Raw genomic sequence first — 19,629 nt, 5'->3', positions numbered from 1 at the left:
GTAGTATTTATGTCGAAAGGTGATCTTATGGAGAGTGTAATTAATGATCTTCTGCCTATCCAAGCACCTAAAAAACCTGAGAGCTACGATGTTCTTTTTGGTGTTCCTATTCCTCCAATTGAAAGATTACGGATCATTTCTGCGGATCAATTTGAAGACATGATTTTGGAATGGGTGGATGGGTATTTAAAAAGTCAATACTCTTTAGTATACCGCTCAGGGGGAGCCGGTGATATGGGAAGAGATATCGTTGCAATTGTAAATTCAGATCCATCAAATTACATATGGGATAACTATCAATGCAAGCATTATGAACACCCTCTACATCCAAGTGATATTTGGTTAGAGTTAGGAAAATTGTGTTACTACACATTTAGTCAGTCTTATACTGTCCCAAGGAAATATTATTTTATATCTTCTCAAGGATTGGGCCCTGCTTTGTCCGGATTACTTGAGGAACCGTCCCGGTTAAAAACTGGGTTAATATCCGTTTGGGATGAGAAGTGTAGAAAGAAGATTACAAGTAGATTCGAAATTGAATTAACGGATGAATTATTGAGTTACATTGAGAATTTTGATTTTTCAATTATTACTCACTGTCCACCACAGAAGTTAATTGAACAATATAGTATCACCCCATTCTATAAGTATAGATTTGGGGGAGGTTTAGTTAAGCCTAGGCCGCAGGCAGAACTTCCACAAGATTCAATACAGCCAGAAGAAGTAAGATATGTGTCACAATTGTATGAAGCGTATTCAGATCATTTGGGCCAACAAATCTCTGATATAGATGAATTAAAAAAGCACTCTAAACTATATGGGCACTTTAATAGACAGCGCGAGGATTACTATAAAGCAGAGTCTCTTAGAAGATTTGCTAGAGACGAACTACCTTATGATGAACCGTTTGAAAAGTTGCAGGATGAAATATATAGAGGGGTAGTTGATACTGCCGAAGATGATCATCCAGATGGTTATGTTTGTGTTAAAGAAACAATAAAAGAAGCAAAAAAGTTACAAATTACAAGCAATATTTTAATTAAATATATTGATGGCAGTGACAGAAGCGGAATTTGTCATCAACTAGCTAACAAAGATATTTTGAATTGGGTGAAAAAATGAAGACTTTAACGATCAGCAGGGAAACTTATTTGTTCAATACGCCATTAGAAATTGGTCTTCGGTGTCTAGTGATATTAACGGGACTAAAAGATAAGGCAATAGACATTCAAAGATTAATTTATTTGGATTATCTGCTAGTCCATTATGGTGATGTTGATTCTGATTTTGAAAGTTTACATCCATCGACTCCATTTAGAACAGGTGAGATCTTAGTAAAGCGAGATCTAGTAAGTCAAGGACTTCATTTAATGATTAGTAAGAAATTAATTACCATTGAATACGGTGCAGATGGAATTCTTTATAAAGCCATGCCTTATTCAGCATCATTTCTACAACATTTTGAGTCTAACTACATGTTGCAGCTATTGAGAATAAATGAAATTTTAACAGAACGGTTTTCTTTGTACTCAGATAAAGAACTAAAAGATTATATTATGAAAAATATTGACCGTTGGGGCGGAGAGTTTACTAAAGAGGCGTTTATAAGAGGTGATGTTTAATGGAGAATTATGGATATTATATTACTGAAATTCGCCTCACGGGAAAAAATAAAGAGGATGCTAAAATTATTTTGAAAAAAGGTCTAAACGTGATCTCGGGTGCTTCCGACACTGGGAAAACGTATATTTTTCAATTAATTAACTATATGTTTGGTAGTGAGGATGAACCAAAAGCAATTGATGAAAGTATAGGATACTCAACAATATACCTTGAAATTAAAGCATATTCGGGAAAAGAGATCACTTTGAAACGTGAAATTGGTGAATCGACGATTCATGCCTATGAGTCTAAAATTGATGAGATACATGTTCTACAAAATTATGAAAAGCTAAAAGCCAAACATGATAAGGACGATAAAGATAACATTTCAAGTTTTCTTCTGTCTTTAACAGGCATTGAAGGTATGCTTCTTAGAAAAAATGCAAGAGGAAACAAGATATCATTTTCATTCAGGCATTTTGCTGGATTAATAATGCTTAATGAAGAAAAAATTATAACTGAAAGAATTCCTATTTTTTCAGGTATCCCTACGAGTAAAACGGCAGAGCAATCGGCATTTAAAACAGTTCTGACAGGTGTTGATGACAGTGAAGGAGTTGAACTGGAAGATCCGAAAATCTATAAAACTCGACTTGAAGGCAAGTTGGAATTTGTAAATGCCTCATTGAAAAAATTAAAAGAAGAAATTAATGATAAAAGAGACCAGGTTAAAGGATATAAAGCTGATGATCTATCCAGTGAAATAGATAAATTAATGAGCGTCCTGTCTGACAATAGTAAAGAAATTAATTTGCGTATGGAGCAAAAGAATCATTTGTGGAATCAGGAACAAGAAATTAAAACAAGGATTTTAATGTTGGAAGAACTGCAGGAGAGATTTAAACTCCTTGAAAAGAGTTATATTTCTGATTTGGATCGACTTCAATTTCTAATTGAAGGAGATCACTTTATTTCACAATTGTATGACTCAAACTGTCCGATTTGTGACAATCCCATTACTTTGGATAAAGTAGAACATGATCACAAGTTTCATTTAGAAAACTTACAAATTGCTTGCAGGGAAGAAAGCCATAAATTAGACGTTCAGTTATCTGATCTTAGAGCAACATTAAATACCTTGCAGATGGAATATAATGAAAAAGATCAAGAAGTCAAAATTATAAAACAACAGATCGGAGATATTGAAACTTTTATAATTGAAGAATTAAAGCCTGTAGCGGTACTCACCAAAGAACATCTTGAAAGACTATTGCACGTGAGACAGATATTTCAAGAAATTGAGCTGAATGAACGACGTATCGCAGATTACCAAGCAAAGCAATTAGAAATCATAAGGGAACTATCTAAGAAAAATCAAAGGGCTAAATTTGTAAACGAAATTACCAAAGAGATATATAACGACTTAGCAGATGAAATTAAAAAGTTACTTAAGGGGTGGAATTATCCCGATTTAACTAGTGTTACATTCGATTACGATGACCAGGAATTAATCGTTTCAGGAAAGATGAGAAAAAATCACGGTAAGGGATATAGAGCAATTTTAAATACAGCATTTCTTATAGCGATTATGAAATATACGAGAAATAATGGTCTGAAGCATCCAGGCATAATCATATTAGACTCACCTCTTACTACCTATAAGGAAAAGACAACTGCAAGCGATTCAATTGACAGTGAAGAAGACATCTCACTGGATATGAAACAAGCCTTCTTTAACAATTTGTCTGACATAAACCAAGCATATCCAGATGTTCAAATTATTATCTTTGAAAACATTGAGCCAATGAGTGAGGTCCAGGGCAAGATGAATTATATTCATTTTACTAAAACTGTTGGTGTAGGAAGATACGGGTTTATTCCAGTAGACTGAAGTCCGGGTTAGAAAATGTCGAATATGATATTGCAATGAGCCTGTGTGTAAGGCTCATTGCATATTTAGATCGATAAACGAGGTCGTATTTTTAGATTCCATTATGAGAACATTGTTACACTTGATGCTGTTGTCAGGATGTATTTTTCATGCCGGGCACCTACCTTTCTAGATGAAAAAAGAACCGCTGGAGGGCGGTTCTGAGTCGAATGAGAATGTTGTTAACGTGGTTTCAGTATAATGTCGTTCAAGAGCAGTTCCTCGGCGGTCGATTTGATCTGATTGAGGTGGCGTGTCCGTTCCAGGATGTCTTCCGTCTTCGGCAGGGGATGGAGTTTCAGAAGTTGCTCGGTCAAAATGTCCATCTTCGTGTGGGCTTCTTGTTCTACTTGATGCATCTCTTCCATCAGATTGCCTTGCATCTTGAGAATCAGGAAGCGATGCGGGTGATGATTACGGATGAAATTCAATGCCATCCGGCCGTACTTGCCCAACGGCTGTTGATAGACTTCTGTCCGATTCGAGATTTGCAGTTCGGGATACAGGAGGCCTTTGATCTCGCGATAATTCAAGTTTGACTTGCTGTTGCTCATTATGAGATTCTCCTTTCATTTGTATAGATTTTTACGTGGCGGGCTCATGAAATATCGCTCCAATCGGGTGGTGAGCAATCAATGCCCAAAGTCGAATTCCTCATGTTTTTCCGCCGCGCTATAGGGAAATTGCATAAAATCGTGAGAATGAATCTTCGCATATTCGGGATAGCGCAATTTGGCAGCTTCAAAGAAGTACGGTAAGAGATGAGTGTCGAATAAAAAGTATGGGCTGTAGTTTCGAGCGGCATCACGATCTTCATCCCCGGAATATCCGTTGTACAGGTTGAACGCCAGACGGGTTAATTTGACGGTGGAACTGGTTTGCCAGCCTTTATTCAAGCCTTCCAGGCAAATGCTGTTTTCATCGAAATCGTACAAATCGCGTACATGGGAACGGGTTTGTTCTGTCAGGCCTAGCAGATAAAACAACGCTTGGCGATACGGGTCTGTATGGCTGTGCGTCATGCGAATCATGCCTTCGTAAAATTGGTGATGCTCAAGGTCTTTAAACTTTGTAATCATGGTCATCCTCCTTCGTTTCTTGATTGGGTTGCTGACGTTGATGAGAGAAGTACATTTCCAGGGCTTTGTCGATAATCTCCTCTACCTCTGATGCCCTAGTATCAGGCGCAAAATATTTGGCATAGACTTTATGCTTGAGCTTAAAGGGAGCAGGGGACTTGCTGCGCGGCTTGCGAGTAGCTTCGCCGGATAAGATTTTTGCCGCTTGTTCGGTAGTGAGCTTACCGGAGTAAGAACGCAACAAATCGGCTTTCTTCATGTCCACCTTATACTCGTTTCGAGTCAGAACTTCTTCAACGAAGCTTTGCTCGGTCTCAGGCAAATACGACAAGCTGACTGCTGGATAAATACCGATTTCCCCATCATCAATACGTCTCTTCAACTCAACTATTAAATGGTCAATTCGCAATAAACGGGCAACCGTATTTTTGGATAATCCATATTCGATGCCTAATTTCTCGTCGCTTCGCAACTTCGCCCCTACTAGGGACGAAGTTTCATTTTCCTTGTCATACTGCGGGTTTTCCAGCTTTTTAAGTTCGTCGATAATGTCGTTGCGCTTCCCTTGCGAAAACATATCGGAGTAACGAAGAGACAGCACCTTGGATTTTTCAGATGGAAGCATTTCACTAAATGAGCGCTGAAGCACGTTCGTCTCCACCACATACATGAGTGCTTCTTCATCTGTGAGATTTTCCTTCACGATGGCGGGCAAATGCTCCAGACCGATAAGCAATGCTGCATTCATCCGGTTATGACCGGCAAGCATCTCGAAGTCGCAGCCGTTCTCATCCGTCTCGATTCTACGAATAATAACAGGTACGAGCACGCCATTACTTTCAATGCTGTTCGCCATATCCGTAAGCCGCTCGCCCTCATATAAGCGAAACGGATGATCTTTGAAAAATCTTATTTTATTGATCGGAATAGATTGAATACCTCCTTTTTGGTCGGAGGTTTCCTGTGGTTGTTCCGATAGAAGCAATAATTCATCTATGCTGGCCAGCTTGGGAACGGGTCGTTTAGTTGCCATTCGCCATCAACTCCTTGGCTAATTCCTGATACGCTGCGGCGACTTTTGATTTTGGATTAAACTCAATAATGCTCTGGCTATAGAAGTTGGCTTCTCCGACCTTGACGGAGTGTGGGATTTGGATATTGAACACCCGCAAGGTTTCCCGGTAGTACACTTTCACTAGACGAAATGCTTCCTTATACAAATTGGTGCGCGTATCGCACATGGTCATTAAGATTCCTTCAATGCTAATGCGCGGATTGATTCGCTTCTTTACCTTCACAATGATCTTGAGCAATTGGGTCAAACCTGTCGCAGACCATAGCTGAGGATTCACTGGAATCAGTACGCTATCGCTGGCCGCTAGTGCATTGATGGTCAGCAAGCCAAGCGAAGGGTTAGTATCGATAATGATGTAGTCATACTTGTGTTTCATTGGTTCCAGTAAGGAAGCCAGTGTTTTTTCGCCGCCCATTTCATCGCGTAGATTAATCTCAGCTACGGACAATTCAATGTTGCTCGGAATCAGGTCGATGTTGCCATGAGAATGAATATATTCTTCAGGCAATGGCAGCGGCTCGTCCGTCATCATGGCGTTCATCACATTGAACATCGAAAACTGAAGTTTGTCAGGCTGTTCAATGCCAAAGCACATAGTCAGATTGCCTTGCGGGTCAAAATCGACCAGCAGCACTTTTTTTCCTTCATTAGATAAGGCGTAAGCCAGATTGTAAGCAGTGGTTGTTTTGCCTGTACCGCCTTTCTGATTGGCAATGGTGATCACCGTTGTTTTGGTCATTTCAAAACCCTCCCTGAAGCAGTGGCTTCATTTTAATTTGTCAATGGTAGGGAGCGGGCTGTTCTGTTATCGTTCTCTCCGAGTTCTTCCCAACGTCCCCAAATGGCTTCATTTTGGGTAGTCGTCGGGAAGCCTCGCGGCGCTTGAATTTAACGAAAAAACCCGCGAAAAACCTTGATTTTACAAGGCTTTTCGCGGGTTTTAGATTCCTCATCTTTGACTTAGTTTCTGCTATCTTCCAAATAGCATGTGCGACTCAAAATCGAGTGGGAAACCGTGGAGGTTCGAGTCCTCTCGCCGGTATAGCTAAAAGAGTTCATTGGAGATACTTTCCAATGGGCTTTTTTTATTTGAGTTTTAGTACTCCACTCATGGCTTGAGCTGAAGATACTTTCGAGTTGTATTTCAAATGTGAATAAATATTTGCCGTTGTTGAGTAGTCGCTATGCCCTAGCCATTCTTGAACTTCTTTCATGCTCACACCGTTGGTTACTAACAAGCTGGGCACAGCTATGACGAAGGTCGTGATACAGGATTCGCTTTAAACCGTGTCTGTTCAACAGGATGGAGAATGCTGAGTAATGTAGTCTGGCTTAATGCGCTGCCCCAATGTATCGACATAAATATACTCCAGGTAGTCTGTGCAGTAAGCATTGCGATAAGATAAGCGATGAGCTTCCTGTTGTTCCTTAATACGGATCAGTAGTTCATAGAACGTTTAAGAGTAGCGGGATTTGCCACAATCAGCTTTGTTTTCATTGCATAAATCAAGGTAACATTAAGATCTGATGATTGCTTCCTGTTATGTAAATGGGGAGGAAGAGAGAATAGGGATGAACAAGGAGGAGAGTGTAAAGGCTCAGCATGAACACAAGCCCATGCATGGTCTGTGGAAAAGAGATTATAGGGTAAGCAAATGCAATTATTAAACTTTTGACGCCAGGTAGCTTGGCTACAAAGCTCAATATTCGCGAGCTATATAAAGATGCTGTAACCTGCTACATTGTCAATTGGATTAAGATTTCGAGAAAAGAGTTCACAATACCATTAAGTATCTACTTTGATTGTTATCGCCATTAATATTTACGTGGAAATATAGCTTTTAAAAATAATAGTGTAGATAGAATAGAATAAGCGGGGACTGTTGTCCCCGCCCCCTATATTGAAAGTAAATTATCCGAGCCAAATCGCTTCGATCCGTTCTAGTACTTACGGTTAAGCTTCGGTACATTTAACGATACCGCATCCTCAATTTGACTAACTTAGCTAGCGCCGATCAATGCTGAGGTCACTCTACTGCCACGAAGCCTCCCGAAGAGGGCCAAATTAGGACATCTTCTGCCCGCGAGACCATGGCGCTGCCGTTTCTCGAATGTATCGATCCTTTCAAAGTTATGCCGCAGACCTAGCGAGATGGCGGCAGAGGCAGAGTGCTGTGGCCAATTTGAAGCACGCTCACTTCATGCACCTTGGAAAAGCCCATCTTTTCAGAAGTTCATACTTTCGTTGGATATAGAGCAATCTTCGTCATGAAGCAGTATGTTTTTCAAGTTAGTTTACGTTTTTATTGTAGGGAAAGGCATCCAAACATATGTCAGCAAGGAGGTAGTTTGTGTGGGCACCCTTTCTCTAGAAGACTTGAACGACTTCATGAATGCCATCCACTTCTTCAAAAATGGCACGTTCAATTCCAGCCTTCAATGTGATCGTTGCGCTGGGACAGCCGTTGCACGCTCCCAAGAATTTTAGCTTAGCCACTCCGTCCTTAACTTGAACTAATTCGGCATCTCCACCATCGCGCTTTAAAAAAGGACGCAATCTTCTCAATACATCATCTACATCTTCGAACAATTCCTGAGAATCTCCCACTTCATAACTCCTTTCATAAAGGTTGCGCTATCTAGCTTCACCGTTCGTATTTTCTTTGTTTCATCAATCATGTCCTGATAAAACTTAACTCTTCACCTGGCGTAACTTTCTAGAAATCGGAAGTACTGGTCTTGCTCCAGCATATGCAGCTTTCCGTACAGTACATAAAAACCCTGCTCTTTTGATGCTTGCAGCTAGGGTGAAGAAGAATGGCAATGATTTACTTGGCGATTTTAGCGAAGTATTCTAATGTTCTAACCAATTGCGCGGTGTAAGACATTTCATTATCGTACCAGGCTACGGTTTTCACCAGTTGCTGGTCGCCAACGGTTAGAACTTTGGTTTGAGTTGCATCAAAAAGAGACCCAAACGTCATTCCTCTAACATCGGAAGATACGATCTCGTCCTCAGTATATCCGTATGTTTCTGGATCTGATGCTTTTCTCATAACGGCATTAACTTCTTCAACCGTAACCTTCGTGTTTAAAACAGCTACGAGTTCCGTTACGGAGCCTGTTGCTACAGGTACACGCTGAGATGCACCATCAAGTTTACCCTTCAATTCAGGAAGAACAAGGCCTATGGCTTTAGCAGCACCGGTGGAGTAAGGAACAATGTTCTCGGCTGCAGCCCGTGCTGCGCGGAAGTTTCCTTTTGAATCTGGCGCATCAAGAGTATTCTGGTTGCCTGTATAGGCGTGAACGGTAGTCATCAACCCAGACTGAATTCCAAATGTATCGTTCAAAGCTTTAGCCATGGGAGCGAGACAGTTCGTTGTGCAAGAGGCACCGGAAATGACGGTTTCCGTTCCGTCCAGTGTTTCATGGTTTACGTTATATACGATGGTCTTCATGTCGCCTGTTGCCGGAGCGGAAATAACGACCTTCTTTGCTCCGCCTTTCAGGTGAAGCTCTGCCTTTTCTTTGGTGGTAAAGAAACCAGTACATTCGAGTACGATAGCTACGCCAAGCTCGCCCCAAGGGATTTCTTCAGGGTTGCGGTTAGCCAGCACTTTAATTTCTTGGCCGTTAACAGTAAGAGCTCCATCATGAACATCAATGTCACCATGGAAAGTGCCTTGTGTAGTATCATATTTGAGCAGATGCGCCAGCATTTTGGCATCAGTCAAATCGTTTATCGCTACAACTTCGATATTTTCCATTTCCTGAATACGACGGAAAGCGAGTCTTCCAATTCGCCCAAAACCATTAATGCCTACTTTTATTCTCATTAAATAGTCCTCCTGTTTCGTTCCAAATTCATTCCACATAAGTTTGTCCAGTAGAACTTAAAGGTAAACAATAGGCCGAAGCCAAACAAGATTGCCTTTGGAATGGGTTTGTTTTATAATAAATGATACCGATCGGTATCATTTATTATATCAGAATTTATAACTTTGGCAAGGTTTCGGCTGTAAATTTGATATAATGTTAGTTTAGAATAAGATCATTTGGAGGAAACTATGAAAAAAGGAGAACGAACAAGAGAGCATATTATTATGAAATCGGCAGCAATCTTTAATCAAAGAGGTTATGCTGGTACATCGTTAAACGATATTATTGCCGACACCGGGATTAAGAAGGGAGGCATCTATCGACATTTTACAAATAAAGATGAGATTGCGCTTGAAGCCTACAATTACGCTGCCAGTATAGTTATCAGCAAATTTGCTGAGGCGGTCGACCGGGAGCAGTCTGCATCAGGGAGATTACTTGCTTTTTTTCGTGTTTATGAAGATGTTGTTGGTAATCCACCATTTGTTGGCGGATGTCCTATGCAGAATACAGCAGTAGAAAGTGACGATACTCATGCGGAGCTTCGAGAACGGGCAAGACAAGGGCTGCATAACCATTTGGATATGATAAAGAGTATAATTCTTAACGGGATAAATAGTGGGGAGTTTAAGGAGGATTTGAATGCGGATGCACTTGCTACATTTGCCTTTTCCTTGCTCGAAGGAGGCATTTTACTCAGCAAGTTAGATGGGGATAATAAGCATATGCAAATGAATACAGCATCCTTTGCGTTCTATTTACAGAATTGTTGTTTGAAAAATAGTTAATCAGTTGTGCTTGGGAGCGTAGAGAGAATAAGATGCTTATATGATCTCTCTCAACATATTGGAGGTATATCGACATAAAAGTATTTGTTGCGACCAGAATGTTACTTCAGGTCGAGCAAATGAGGGTAGCGTTTTAAATCGGGCTTATATCCTGTTGTTTCGGAACATTGTAGAATTCTCCACAGTCGCCAAGAAGTCCGAGATGTAGCTGTCCCCCTGTTTTTTACCCCTTATGGGGAGCCCAAGGCAGGAGGCTGTTTTTTTGATTGTAGAATCTGATCATGAGAGTAAGCAAACGCTTGAATAAATGGTGGAGTGGTCAACCTTGTATACCCGCTACGCGTCATCCGCTGCTCCCCATCCTCGAAATTCCCTTCTACTGCTGGAAGGCAGCTTCCGCCAAAAACAAATGACTTATATACGGTGAATTTCCGCGCAACATCGACGTAGTGCATCTCCTTGGTAGGGAAGGAGGCTTTCTTCCGAAATCAGTATATTGAAGTAGGCTTTTTTATGAGGCCGCCACGTTTCGGGAGATTGCATGGGTACAAATACTTTTCCGAAGGAGGCGGCTTTTTTACTTTCCTGGCTAGCCAACAAGCTTGGCCCAATACAGCCCAGCTTTCCGCGATCCAGACATAGAAGATATCGCTAACCTATTTCTCTTCGGGGTTCTTCGCTTGGAACTCGCTGTTTAACACGTTGTGTTGAACAGGCAGCGTATTATTGGAAGACCATACACTGTGTCGTGGTTAATCTTCAGTTCTCGAGCGACGTCTGTCACCGGTTGGACGCTTCATTAATATGTTGTACTTTCTGACACCTGAAGGCCTCGTCATACATAGGTTTTATCATGGGGTACATTCATCTTCGTGACTTTTGTGCCACGAACCGATGCCACAGCGTATATAACAAGCGCTGTCCAAATGAGTGCAAAACCGACGAGAAGGGTAGACGAAACCGATTCCTCGAACACAAATACGCTCAGTAACAGCATGATTGTCGGCCCGATGTATTGTACGAATCCGAGTGTGGAAAACGCCATGCGGGCGGCTGCTCGTGCAAAGAAGAACAGCGGCAGTGCCGTTACTACGCCCGAAAGGAGTAGCCCGATGAACATAGACGGAGCCAGTGTCCATGTCATCGCCTTGCCCACGGAGGCCAAATAGACCCAGTAGCCGAGCGCAATGGGTAGAACTACAATTGTCTCCGACAACAAGCCCACAGAAGCGTTTAGCGCAATCTTCTTTTTCGCAAGGCCGTATAAGCCAAACGATGCAGCCAGCGAGATTGCGACCCACGGAAATCGCCCATAGTCGATTGCGATGATGAGCACCGCCGCGCCAGCGACGGCAATCGCGAGCCACTGGCCACGATTCGGCTTCTCGTGAAGGAAGACGATCGCTAGTAACACGTTCAGCAGCGGGTTTAAATAATAGCCGAGGCTTGTCTCAACGACATGGTTGTTGTTGACAGCCCAGATGAAGATGAGCCAATTAGCAGCGATCAATAGTCCGCTGGCGGTGAGCGATAGCAGGAGCGAACGGCTAGTCACAATCCGCTTCATATCACCCCAGCGGCGCTGGACGGTGACGAGAATACCCATGAAGACAAACGACCAGACAACCCGATGCGATAAAATTTCGCCTGCGGGCACATCATTAAACAGCTTCCAATAAAGTGGGAGAACTCCCCACATGATATAAGCGATAATAGCGTTGATTAACCCATTATTCATAATCAATTTCCTTCTTCCCGCTCCGACGTCTGAGTGCAATTTGCTCAGTCCCCCGTAGCGCCAATTAATTGTAACTCAATTTGTTTCATCTTATAAAAATAGCCTTTTTGCTTCATCAATTCGGAATACGAACCCGTTTCTACTACCCCTCCTTGCTCCATAACGACGATTCTATCCATTCCTTCCAAACCGTTGAGCCGGTGACAAATTAGCAGAAGCGTATCTGCGGACGCTTGCTCGTATAGGTACGTCAAAACACGTTGCTCTGTCACATAGTCCAGCGAAGACGTCGGCTCATCCAGCAGCCATAGCTTTCCCTTGCGAAGTATGGCCCGCGCCAGGGCCAAACGCTGTTTTTCGCCTTCCGATAAATTTGCTCCCTTTTCGTACACGGGGTCCGTTAACGAGATGGTTGGCAATTGTACTTTAGCGAGAATATTCAAAAGGTCGCCGTCAGAATAATGCTCACCATCCATGAGCAAATTATCCCGGATCGTTCCCCGGAAAAAATGGCTTTGCTGCAGCACGACATTAGCCGTTTTCCAGATGCTCGACTCCTCCAGTTCCTGTACTGATATGCCGCTCAGTCGCAAGTCCCCAGCCGTTGGTGTACGTAGCTTGAGCAACAACTCAATCAACGTGGACTTTCCCGAACCGCTAGGTCCGACAATCGCTGTTTTGGATCCTGGTGGAATTTGCAACGAAACGTTCTTCAATGCTGGCCTCCACTCGTCTTTATATTGAAATAAAACGCTAGATAGTTCAATAGAAACGGCATGGTCGGTATTTAACGTACGACTTGGCTGAACCGGCTGCACTGTAGGAGTCAATACTGCTTCCGTCAGCCGCTTGGCTGCATGTTCGCTATCTTGCTTATAGGCTGGCAAAGTGGCCATAGCCGCTGCTTCTTCAAATACAGTTAATGAGGCCATGACAAGCATAGCCAGATATACGCCAGCTAGCGTTCCATTTGATATCAGATAAGCACCAAGTGCCAACACTCCCCAGGAAATCAGATATGTGATAAAGACATGCATCGATTGTCCACGTAGCAGTTGCCCGGCCGCTTGCTGCTGCTCGGCTGCCAATGCAGCAGAAGCTTGGCGTAGTTGCTGTTCCCGCTGTGCAAGCTGCCCATAAACTTTGAGATCCCGGAAACCATACAATACCTCTGTTAGTTCCGTAGACAGCAAAGCCCGCTGATTGCGAACCTGCCCATTGATTTTCCGGTATCCTAGCAACACGATTCCCGGCACGAACCATACGGTTCCCAGCATACCGAGTAACATCAAGCAGGCCATCCAGAAAGAAAAGGAGGCGGCAGCCAGCATTGTTGTCAAGAACACCATGACAACAATAATCGGCGGATACGCGACACGTAAGAAGTAGTGCTGCAAACTTTCAACATCCCCAACGATTCGCGCAAGCAGATCCCCGCTTCGTTTATTGCTTAAAATGCCCGGCGTTAGAGGAATGAGCTTGGCAAAAAAGGATGTTCGCAATCGGCTAAGCATAGAGAACGTCGCTCTATGCGAATATAAGCGCTCGCCATAACGACTCATCGCTCGAATCAAACCGAGCAGTTTGACCAATGAAGTAAGTACAATCAGAGTATACAGCGGAGGTGCAAACACCGTTTGCGAAATTAGGTATCCGCTCGCAGAAAAGAGGATCACACCAGCAATACCGGCGACAAATCCACCTAAAATGGAAAGAATAATATCTTTGCGTTCCCTAATCATAGCTTGGAACAAAATAGCCAATTCGTTCATCTCGCCCCCCCTTTACGTTGGATATCGACCATCTCTGCGTACGCAGGTAGACATTTCATAAGCGCGTCGTGATGTCCCGAGCCTATTAGGACGCCATGGTCCATAAATAAAATGTTGTCCGCATTTCGAATGGTATACAGTCGGTGAGCAACCGTAATCATCGTCGCTGATTTTGCCAAGGTTGCAATCGAATGTTGCAGGATGCCCTCGGTGTGAAGGTCGAGTCCAACGGTCGGTTCATCGAACAAAATAATGGAAGGTCGCTTCAAAAAAGCCCGCGCTATGGCAAGCCGCTGCTTTTCCCCACCGGATAGTCCTCTACCGCCTTCACCGACGGGGGTATCAATTCCCTGCTCCAGTTGGGATACAACCTGTGAAAGACCCGCGTCCGCAGCCGCTGCCTCAATTTCAGCCCTGGAGACTTTCCGCCCGGCGCCAACTGCGATATTATCAGCGAAGGTACCTGCAAAAATGTAAGGATGCTGTGTAATGTAGCTAATATGTTCGAACCATCTCGTCTCATTCTGTTGAGTAAGCGGGATTCCACTCACCCAAATGGTCCCCGACACCGGTCTTAGTAAACCCGATATAAGATGGAGCAAGGTTGTTTTACCGGATCCGCTATGACCAACAAGGGCAATATGATCCCCTGGTCCAATTGTAATCGAACCTGTATTCAGCTCAAATGAGTCAGGTGCATACTGAAACCGGACATTGTCCAGTTCAATGGTGGGCGGCATTGGAACCAGCTTCTTCGGAAATGGCTGGAGCCCTATCGGCTGATCCTTCAGATTGTTTCCATCGTTCGTGTCCGCGAGCATGGTTTCGACCTTGCGAACCGCTCCCATACTGGTTCGCCCATTGTGAAAGGCTGTTCCTGAACTCTTTAATAAGCTGTAAAATTCGGGCACGAGCAGCAAAACAAAAAAGGCCGTGTGAAAAGACATCGATTTGAAAACAAGGAGCTGAATGGCCAGTTCGAGAGCAACAATCCCGATGCTCAGCATCACAATTGATTCCAGCATAAAGGTATTCGTAAACGCAATCTTCAAAATATCCATTGTGGCATCGCGGTATCTTAAGCTACTACGTTCGATTTCTTGCTGCTGATGGCGGGCTCGTCCGAATATTTTTAACGTAACGAGCCCTTGAAGGGAATCTAGAAATGTACCGGCAAATTCAGCCAACTGCGCATACTTTTCTTCTGATTTATTTTTTGTTTTCAGTCCTATCAAAATCATAAAAATCGGTATAAACGGTGCTGTAACCAGCATGATGATACCTGAATTGGCATGTTGGATAAACGTAACGACTATAATCAGAATGGGGATAATGGCCATTTCCACCATGCGCGGCATGTATTGACTGAAATAACTATCCGCCTCATCCACTGCATCCAGCGCAATGCTGACCTTTCCCCCCGTTTGCTCTTGAAGGGAGGAAGGCATGGAAGCATGCATGAAATTTTCAAGCACGGCTGCTCGCATGTTTGTTTTGGCGGTTGCTGCCATTTGCAAACCAACTGTGGCATTCCCTAATGACAACAGGGTACGTATCGTCATCACGACCAGTAGGATGCCAAGCAGTAGGGCAACTGATGATAAAGATGCTTTCTCTACAAAGATCTGCTGAACGGCTTCAGCCAGCAGTGCAGCCTGACTTACAACCGCGGCGCCTAGTGCGAGCGAGATGAATGACAGGTAAATGAGACGTTTGCGTTGCGCGGTTAACTGTATAGCCATCAAGCTTCTTTTCTCCTTCACCAAACTCAACTCCTTTTATGGTAATAGCCTGCGAGTAATCAGCCTACTTTTTCCCTTTCACGTAATCCGCATCAAATAGAAACAGCTTGAAAACCAAAATAAGAGAAGGAATTAATAGACACATACCCCCGATAAATACGACAACCAGCGCGAAGCCCATTGAGGATGAGGTAACGCTGCTTTGAATCGTAATGTAGGGATCAAGAATATAGGGATACTGCCCAATCCCGTAAGTGAAAAAGGCACAGAGAAATTGCAGCATGATGCAAACAAATGCTACCCCATAGCGGCGGCCGCGGTATAACAGCCACAACGCAATGATGAAAAAGGTAACAGAAAGTGCTAACAGCCACCATAAATCCATCATATTTTGATAGTGCCGCTCATTATGTTGCCCCAAATAGATAAAGGCCGTCAGGGCGATAATAATCGTCGGCGTGCTCCAGAACAACGCATAGGTCCGCATAAGCTTTAAGGCAGCTTTGTCCTCTGCTCGTGAAGCGTAAAACGTTAGAAAACAGGCACTAATAAACAAAACAGACACAATTGCCAATCCAACGATGCTCCACGATAATGGATTGGTTAATAAAGCCCAGTAATCCAGAGAAACCGTCTGACCCTGCTTCAAGATAAAGCTGCCTTCAGACAGGGTTAACGCCACGGACAATGAAGCTGGGATCAGCAAACCCGTTGCACCGTATAAAAACAGATAGACCATATTATTTTTGGACCCATAGTTTTCAAATGCATAGAACGAGCCACGAATAGCAAGCAGCACGATTGCAACACTCCCTGGAACAATAAGCGCCGAGCCATAATAATACGCTGTATCCGGAAAAAATCCGATCATGCCGATGTAGAAAAAGACAAAAAATACATTTGTGATCTCCCATACGGGTGACAAATAACGAGAAATCAGACGATTAATGAGGTGATCTTGCTTGGTCAGGCGGGCATAAAAGGCAAAGAAACCGGCTCCAAAGTCAATGGAGGCTATAATAAGATACCCGTACAAAAACAGCCAAAGTACTGAAATTCCAATCAAATCATAACTCATCAGGCATGCGCATCCTTCCCGGACCTCTTGTTACCCGCATGCTGCGCCCACTTCTCCATCTCAGTTTCTGCCGGATTATTGTGAAACAAGCGCCGAAGAACAAGAACACTAACCACGCCTAATACGATGTAAAGAAGAAGGAAGAGGAAGAAAAGAATTCTCACGCTGGGCGATGTCGTTGCCGCTTCTTCTACACGCATATATCCTCGTAAAATCCAGGGCTGCCGCCCCAACTCGGCGTAAAACCAGCCCAACTCGACTCCCAAAAATGCGAGCGGCGCACCTAGAGCAATAATGCGGAGCAGCCATTTGTTGTGCTCATTGCGTTTTTTCCAGAATGTAAATAGGAAATACAGAACGGATATACCCAATAACGCAAACCCTATGCCAGCCATCAAATCAAAAAAATAATGCACAAGGAGCGAAGGTTGTTCATCTGGAGAAAATTCATTCAGACCTGTTACTTTCGCATTAAAATTTCCAAAAGCCAGGAAGCTGAGAAACTTCGGTAGGTGAATTGCGCCAATCATTTTATGCTCGGCATTAAGCCACCCCAATAGAATCAAATCCGCGCCGCTCCCGGTCTCAAAATGCCATTCCGCAGCAGCCAGCTTTTCCGGTTGATGCTCGGCCAAGAACTTGGCAGATGTATCTCCAGCTACTGTGTTCAGCAGTCCGAATAACATGACAACGGCCATCATAAGCTTTAACGCTTTTTTGTGGTATCCAGTAACCCCTTTTCTAAGTATCGTAAAAGCCGCAATCCCTGCTAGCAGAGCTGCTCCTGTTAAGTAGGCTGAGCTTAATACATGGAACACTTTGGAGAACGTCGCCGTATTCAGCATCGCTTGCACTGGATTAACGGCTGTAAATTGTCCGCCTTGCATTGTGAATCCCCCAGGTTGGTTCATAAAACCATTCACAGTCGTAATAAAAACAGCAGACATGCCTGCCCCTGCGACAATGGGGAGTGTGAGCAGCCAATGAATATAGGGGTTCTTGAACCGATCCCACGTATACAGATAAATGCCTAGGAAGATAGCTTCAAAAAAGAATGCAAATACCTCCATGAATAACGGAAGTGCAATAACGTTCCCCGCCAACTTCATAAAATTCGGCCATACCAATGCCAATTGCAGTGAAATTGCCGTACCTGTTACGACACCAACTGCGACGGATATAACAAATCCCCGCGCCCACCTCTTAGCCATCAGTGTGTAATGAGAATCTTGCTTGCGGATGCCGATGAACTCAGCAATCGCGATCATGAGAGGGATACCGACACCAATCGTCGCGAATATCATATGGAACCCTAGTGTCATTCCTGTCACCAGCCTGCTCCATAGTACCGTATCAATTCCCATTCCTTACGACCTCCCTTCCAAAGTGATTTGTAATTTGAGTTGATTATATCTCTTTCCTTCAGCAATCTAATCGCGGTCCACATCTTCTCCCATATTCGTTCAGGAAGGATCAATTCTCTCTGACAACTTGATGAAACCAATAACGTTTCAGTTCAACTTGTTTGAGATGAAGAAAATTACACGGCACTTTGGCTAGTCGTCTCACGTGCATAAATGTACATAAATTTACCGAAACCGCTGCCATGGCTAGTCCCCAGAATAGTTTTGCAGGGGCTTGGCGGAGGATGCTATTGCACTGGACAAAATAGCAATGCTGAATATGCCGCTGATAAACTGCATCAGTTGAAACAATTCCGTGCTAGAACCAATTGAGAGGAAGGAGTGGGACACGTATTCATTCACTTAACAATTTCGTATGGAGTCGCGACACGTCGACAATCTGAACGTCCGCGACTCTTTTGGCCTCACACGTTCAGTAACTCTGTCAAGCCACCGGGTGTGAGTATATTGCCGACGTAAAACTGGCCGAATTCGCCGAAGCGTGCGCTAGTCTCGTCAAACCGCATCTCATAGACGAGCTTTTTAAACTGCAGCGGATCGTCGGCAAACAGTGTAACACCCCACTCCCAATCGTCGAAGCCGACCGAGCCGGTGATAATCTGCTTGACCTTGCCTGCATAAGTGCGGCCGATCATACCGTGACTGCGCATGAAGTTTTTGCGCTCCTCCAGAGAAAGCATGTACCAGTTATCGTTGAGCATGCGTCGCTTGTTCATAGGGTAAAAGCAGATATGTTTCGCCTTGGGTAAGATTGGCTTAAGGCGAGCCGCTACTTCGGGAACTTGCATCGGATCGGAGCCGGGAGCTGCTAAATAATTGCTCAGCTCGACGACACTGACGTACGAATAAACGGGTTTTACGAATTTGGCGAACCGAGAACGATTAAATGCGTTCTCCACTGAGTTCAACTCCTCGAGTGTCTCGCGTAGGTTTATAAACATAATGTCTGCCTTCTGGCCGACGATGGCGTACATTGCCAAGCTGCCTTCCATTCGGGATTCGACCGCCGACCATTCGTAGATTAGCGTCATCAAATCATGTTTTGCATACTCGCGTTCTTCTGCAGTTGCACTTTCCCAGGCAACCCAGTCAATGGTGCGGAAATCATGCAACGCGTACCAACCCTCTATTGTTTCTGCTGCCTCACTCATCTTACTTCAGCTCCCCTGATTGTTGTGGCTTATCCAATAGCTTTCTTTTTTGAATTTCATTTTCTTGATCTTAGAATAAAGAGTGATCTCATCCTGATAAGGAGTTGTCTGCGACCAATGTAACGGGACTATAGTCGAACTGTCGTGTTTTAAGAAATGATGATTTATCATCATACGCTTGATCGACCATGCAGTCTTTCTTCTCAAGATTTGATTTGAGAAGCATTTGAATGCGCCTATCCCGAGTAACAAATGAGAATTTTAGATCCGTTTTAAACAAATATATAATTACTTCCTTGTCCTGGCGCACACTACCTATTCATTATGTAACAACTCTTTAATTCGGCGGAAAATAAGGCGAGATCAGT

At 43.6% G+C, this 19,629-nt stretch carries 16 protein-coding genes; 4 read left to right on the top strand and 12 right to left on the bottom strand.

From position 1 onward, the window contains the following. Window positions 1–27: 27 nt before the first annotated feature. Genes DMN77_RS09255 through DMN77_RS09245 form a run of 3 tightly spaced genes read left to right on the top strand, consistent with a single transcriptional unit; the run spans window position 28 to window position 3,493 of the window. Entirely contained in the window at window positions 28–1,122 is a 1,095-nt protein-coding gene (locus DMN77_RS09255; RefSeq protein ID WP_179014541.1) for an ABC-three component system protein, read from the top strand. Continuing rightward, window positions 1,119–1,622, top strand: a complete 504-nt coding sequence (locus tag DMN77_RS09250; protein ID WP_179014539.1) for an ABC-three component system middle component 2 — start codon at window positions 1,119–1,121, stop codon at window positions 1,620–1,622. Before DMN77_RS09255 ends, DMN77_RS09250 begins: the two co-directional genes overlap by 4 nt. Further along, the gene (locus DMN77_RS09245) at window positions 1,622–3,493 is read left to right on the top strand and encodes a coiled-coil domain-containing protein (RefSeq protein ID WP_179014538.1); all 1,872 of its coding nucleotides are present in this window, start codon (window positions 1,622–1,624) and stop codon (window positions 3,491–3,493) included. Before DMN77_RS09250 ends, DMN77_RS09245 begins: the two co-directional genes overlap by 1 nt. 221 nt (window positions 3,494–3,714) lie before the next feature. Here the strand turns inward: DMN77_RS09245 and DMN77_RS09240 are convergent, their stop codons facing one another. The 6 genes from DMN77_RS09240 to gap form a co-directional block, all read right to left on the bottom strand. Beyond that, window positions 3,715–4,086: a TnpV protein gene (locus DMN77_RS09240; RefSeq protein ID WP_179014536.1), complete on the bottom strand. Its 372-nt coding sequence runs from the start codon at window positions 4,084–4,086 to the stop codon at window positions 3,715–3,717. 78 nt (window positions 4,087–4,164) lie between these two features. Then, window positions 4,165–4,611 (bottom strand): DUF6075 family protein, encoded by a 447-nt coding sequence (locus tag DMN77_RS09235; RefSeq protein WP_179014535.1) that lies wholly within the window; start codon window positions 4,609–4,611, stop codon window positions 4,165–4,167. After that, a complete protein-coding gene (locus DMN77_RS09230; protein WP_179014533.1) occupies window positions 4,595–5,644 on the bottom strand; it encodes a ParB N-terminal domain-containing protein in 1,050 nt (349 codons plus the stop codon). Before DMN77_RS09230 ends, DMN77_RS09235 begins: the two co-directional genes overlap by 17 nt. Next, window positions 5,634–6,425: a ParA family protein gene (locus DMN77_RS09225; RefSeq protein ID WP_179014532.1), complete on the bottom strand. Its 792-nt coding sequence runs from the start codon at window positions 6,423–6,425 to the stop codon at window positions 5,634–5,636. The genes DMN77_RS09230 and DMN77_RS09225 overlap by 11 nt, the downstream gene beginning before the upstream one ends. A gap of 1,629 nt (window positions 6,426–8,054) precedes the next feature. Then, complete coding sequence (locus DMN77_RS09220; protein ID WP_068779742.1) at window positions 8,055–8,294, bottom strand: NifU family protein; 240 nt, start codon at window positions 8,292–8,294, stop codon at window positions 8,055–8,057. Window positions 8,295–8,514: 220 nt separating this feature from the next. After that, complete coding sequence (gap, locus tag DMN77_RS09215; RefSeq protein ID WP_179014531.1) at window positions 8,515–9,525, bottom strand: type I glyceraldehyde-3-phosphate dehydrogenase; 1,011 nt, start codon at window positions 9,523–9,525, stop codon at window positions 8,515–8,517. A 231-nt stretch (window positions 9,526–9,756) separates the two neighbouring features. Between gap and DMN77_RS09210 the strand changes: the two genes are divergently transcribed. Then, complete coding sequence (locus tag DMN77_RS09210; protein ID WP_068779744.1) at window positions 9,757–10,356, top strand: TetR/AcrR family transcriptional regulator; 600 nt, start codon at window positions 9,757–9,759, stop codon at window positions 10,354–10,356. Between the two features lie 835 nt (window positions 10,357–11,191). Here DMN77_RS09210 and rarD read toward each other — a convergent pair. The 6 genes from rarD to hemQ form a co-directional block, all read right to left on the bottom strand. Beyond that, window positions 11,192–12,094 (bottom strand): EamA family transporter RarD, encoded by a 903-nt coding sequence (rarD, locus tag DMN77_RS09205; protein ID WP_179014678.1) that lies wholly within the window; start codon window positions 12,092–12,094, stop codon window positions 11,192–11,194. A 44-nt stretch (window positions 12,095–12,138) separates the two neighbouring features. Next, a complete protein-coding gene (gene cydC / locus DMN77_RS09200; RefSeq protein WP_179014530.1) occupies window positions 12,139–13,866 on the bottom strand; it encodes a thiol reductant ABC exporter subunit CydC in 1,728 nt (575 codons plus the stop codon). Further along, the gene (gene cydD / locus DMN77_RS09195; RefSeq protein ID WP_068779746.1) at window positions 13,863–15,629 is read right to left on the bottom strand and encodes a thiol reductant ABC exporter subunit CydD; all 1,767 of its coding nucleotides are present in this window, start codon (window positions 15,627–15,629) and stop codon (window positions 13,863–13,865) included. Before cydD ends, cydC begins: the two co-directional genes overlap by 4 nt. Before the next feature lie 43 nt (window positions 15,630–15,672). Next, on the bottom strand, window positions 15,673–16,686 hold the full coding sequence (locus DMN77_RS09190; RefSeq protein ID WP_082790008.1) for a cytochrome d ubiquinol oxidase subunit II: 1,014 nt from the start codon (window positions 16,684–16,686) through the stop codon (window positions 15,673–15,675). Next, window positions 16,686–18,050 carry a cytochrome ubiquinol oxidase subunit I gene (locus DMN77_RS09185; RefSeq protein WP_068779748.1) on the bottom strand — a complete coding sequence of 455 codons (1,365 nt, stop codon included), beginning with the start codon at window positions 18,048–18,050 and terminating at the stop codon, window positions 16,686–16,688. The genes DMN77_RS09190 and DMN77_RS09185 overlap by 1 nt, the downstream gene beginning before the upstream one ends. Before the next feature lie 464 nt (window positions 18,051–18,514). Further along, entirely contained in the window at window positions 18,515–19,261 is a 747-nt protein-coding gene (gene hemQ, locus DMN77_RS09180) for a hydrogen peroxide-dependent heme synthase (RefSeq protein ID WP_179014529.1), read from the bottom strand. Window positions 19,262–19,629 lie beyond the last annotated feature (368 nt).

Origin of the sequence: Paenibacillus sp. 79R4, from assembly GCF_013393165.1 — a bacterium.
In the GTDB taxonomy this organism is placed as follows: Bacteria; Bacillota; Bacilli; order Paenibacillales; family Paenibacillaceae; genus Fontibacillus.
Note: the sequence above shows the minus strand (reverse complement) of the source record. Positions and strands in the feature narration are given on the sequence as shown.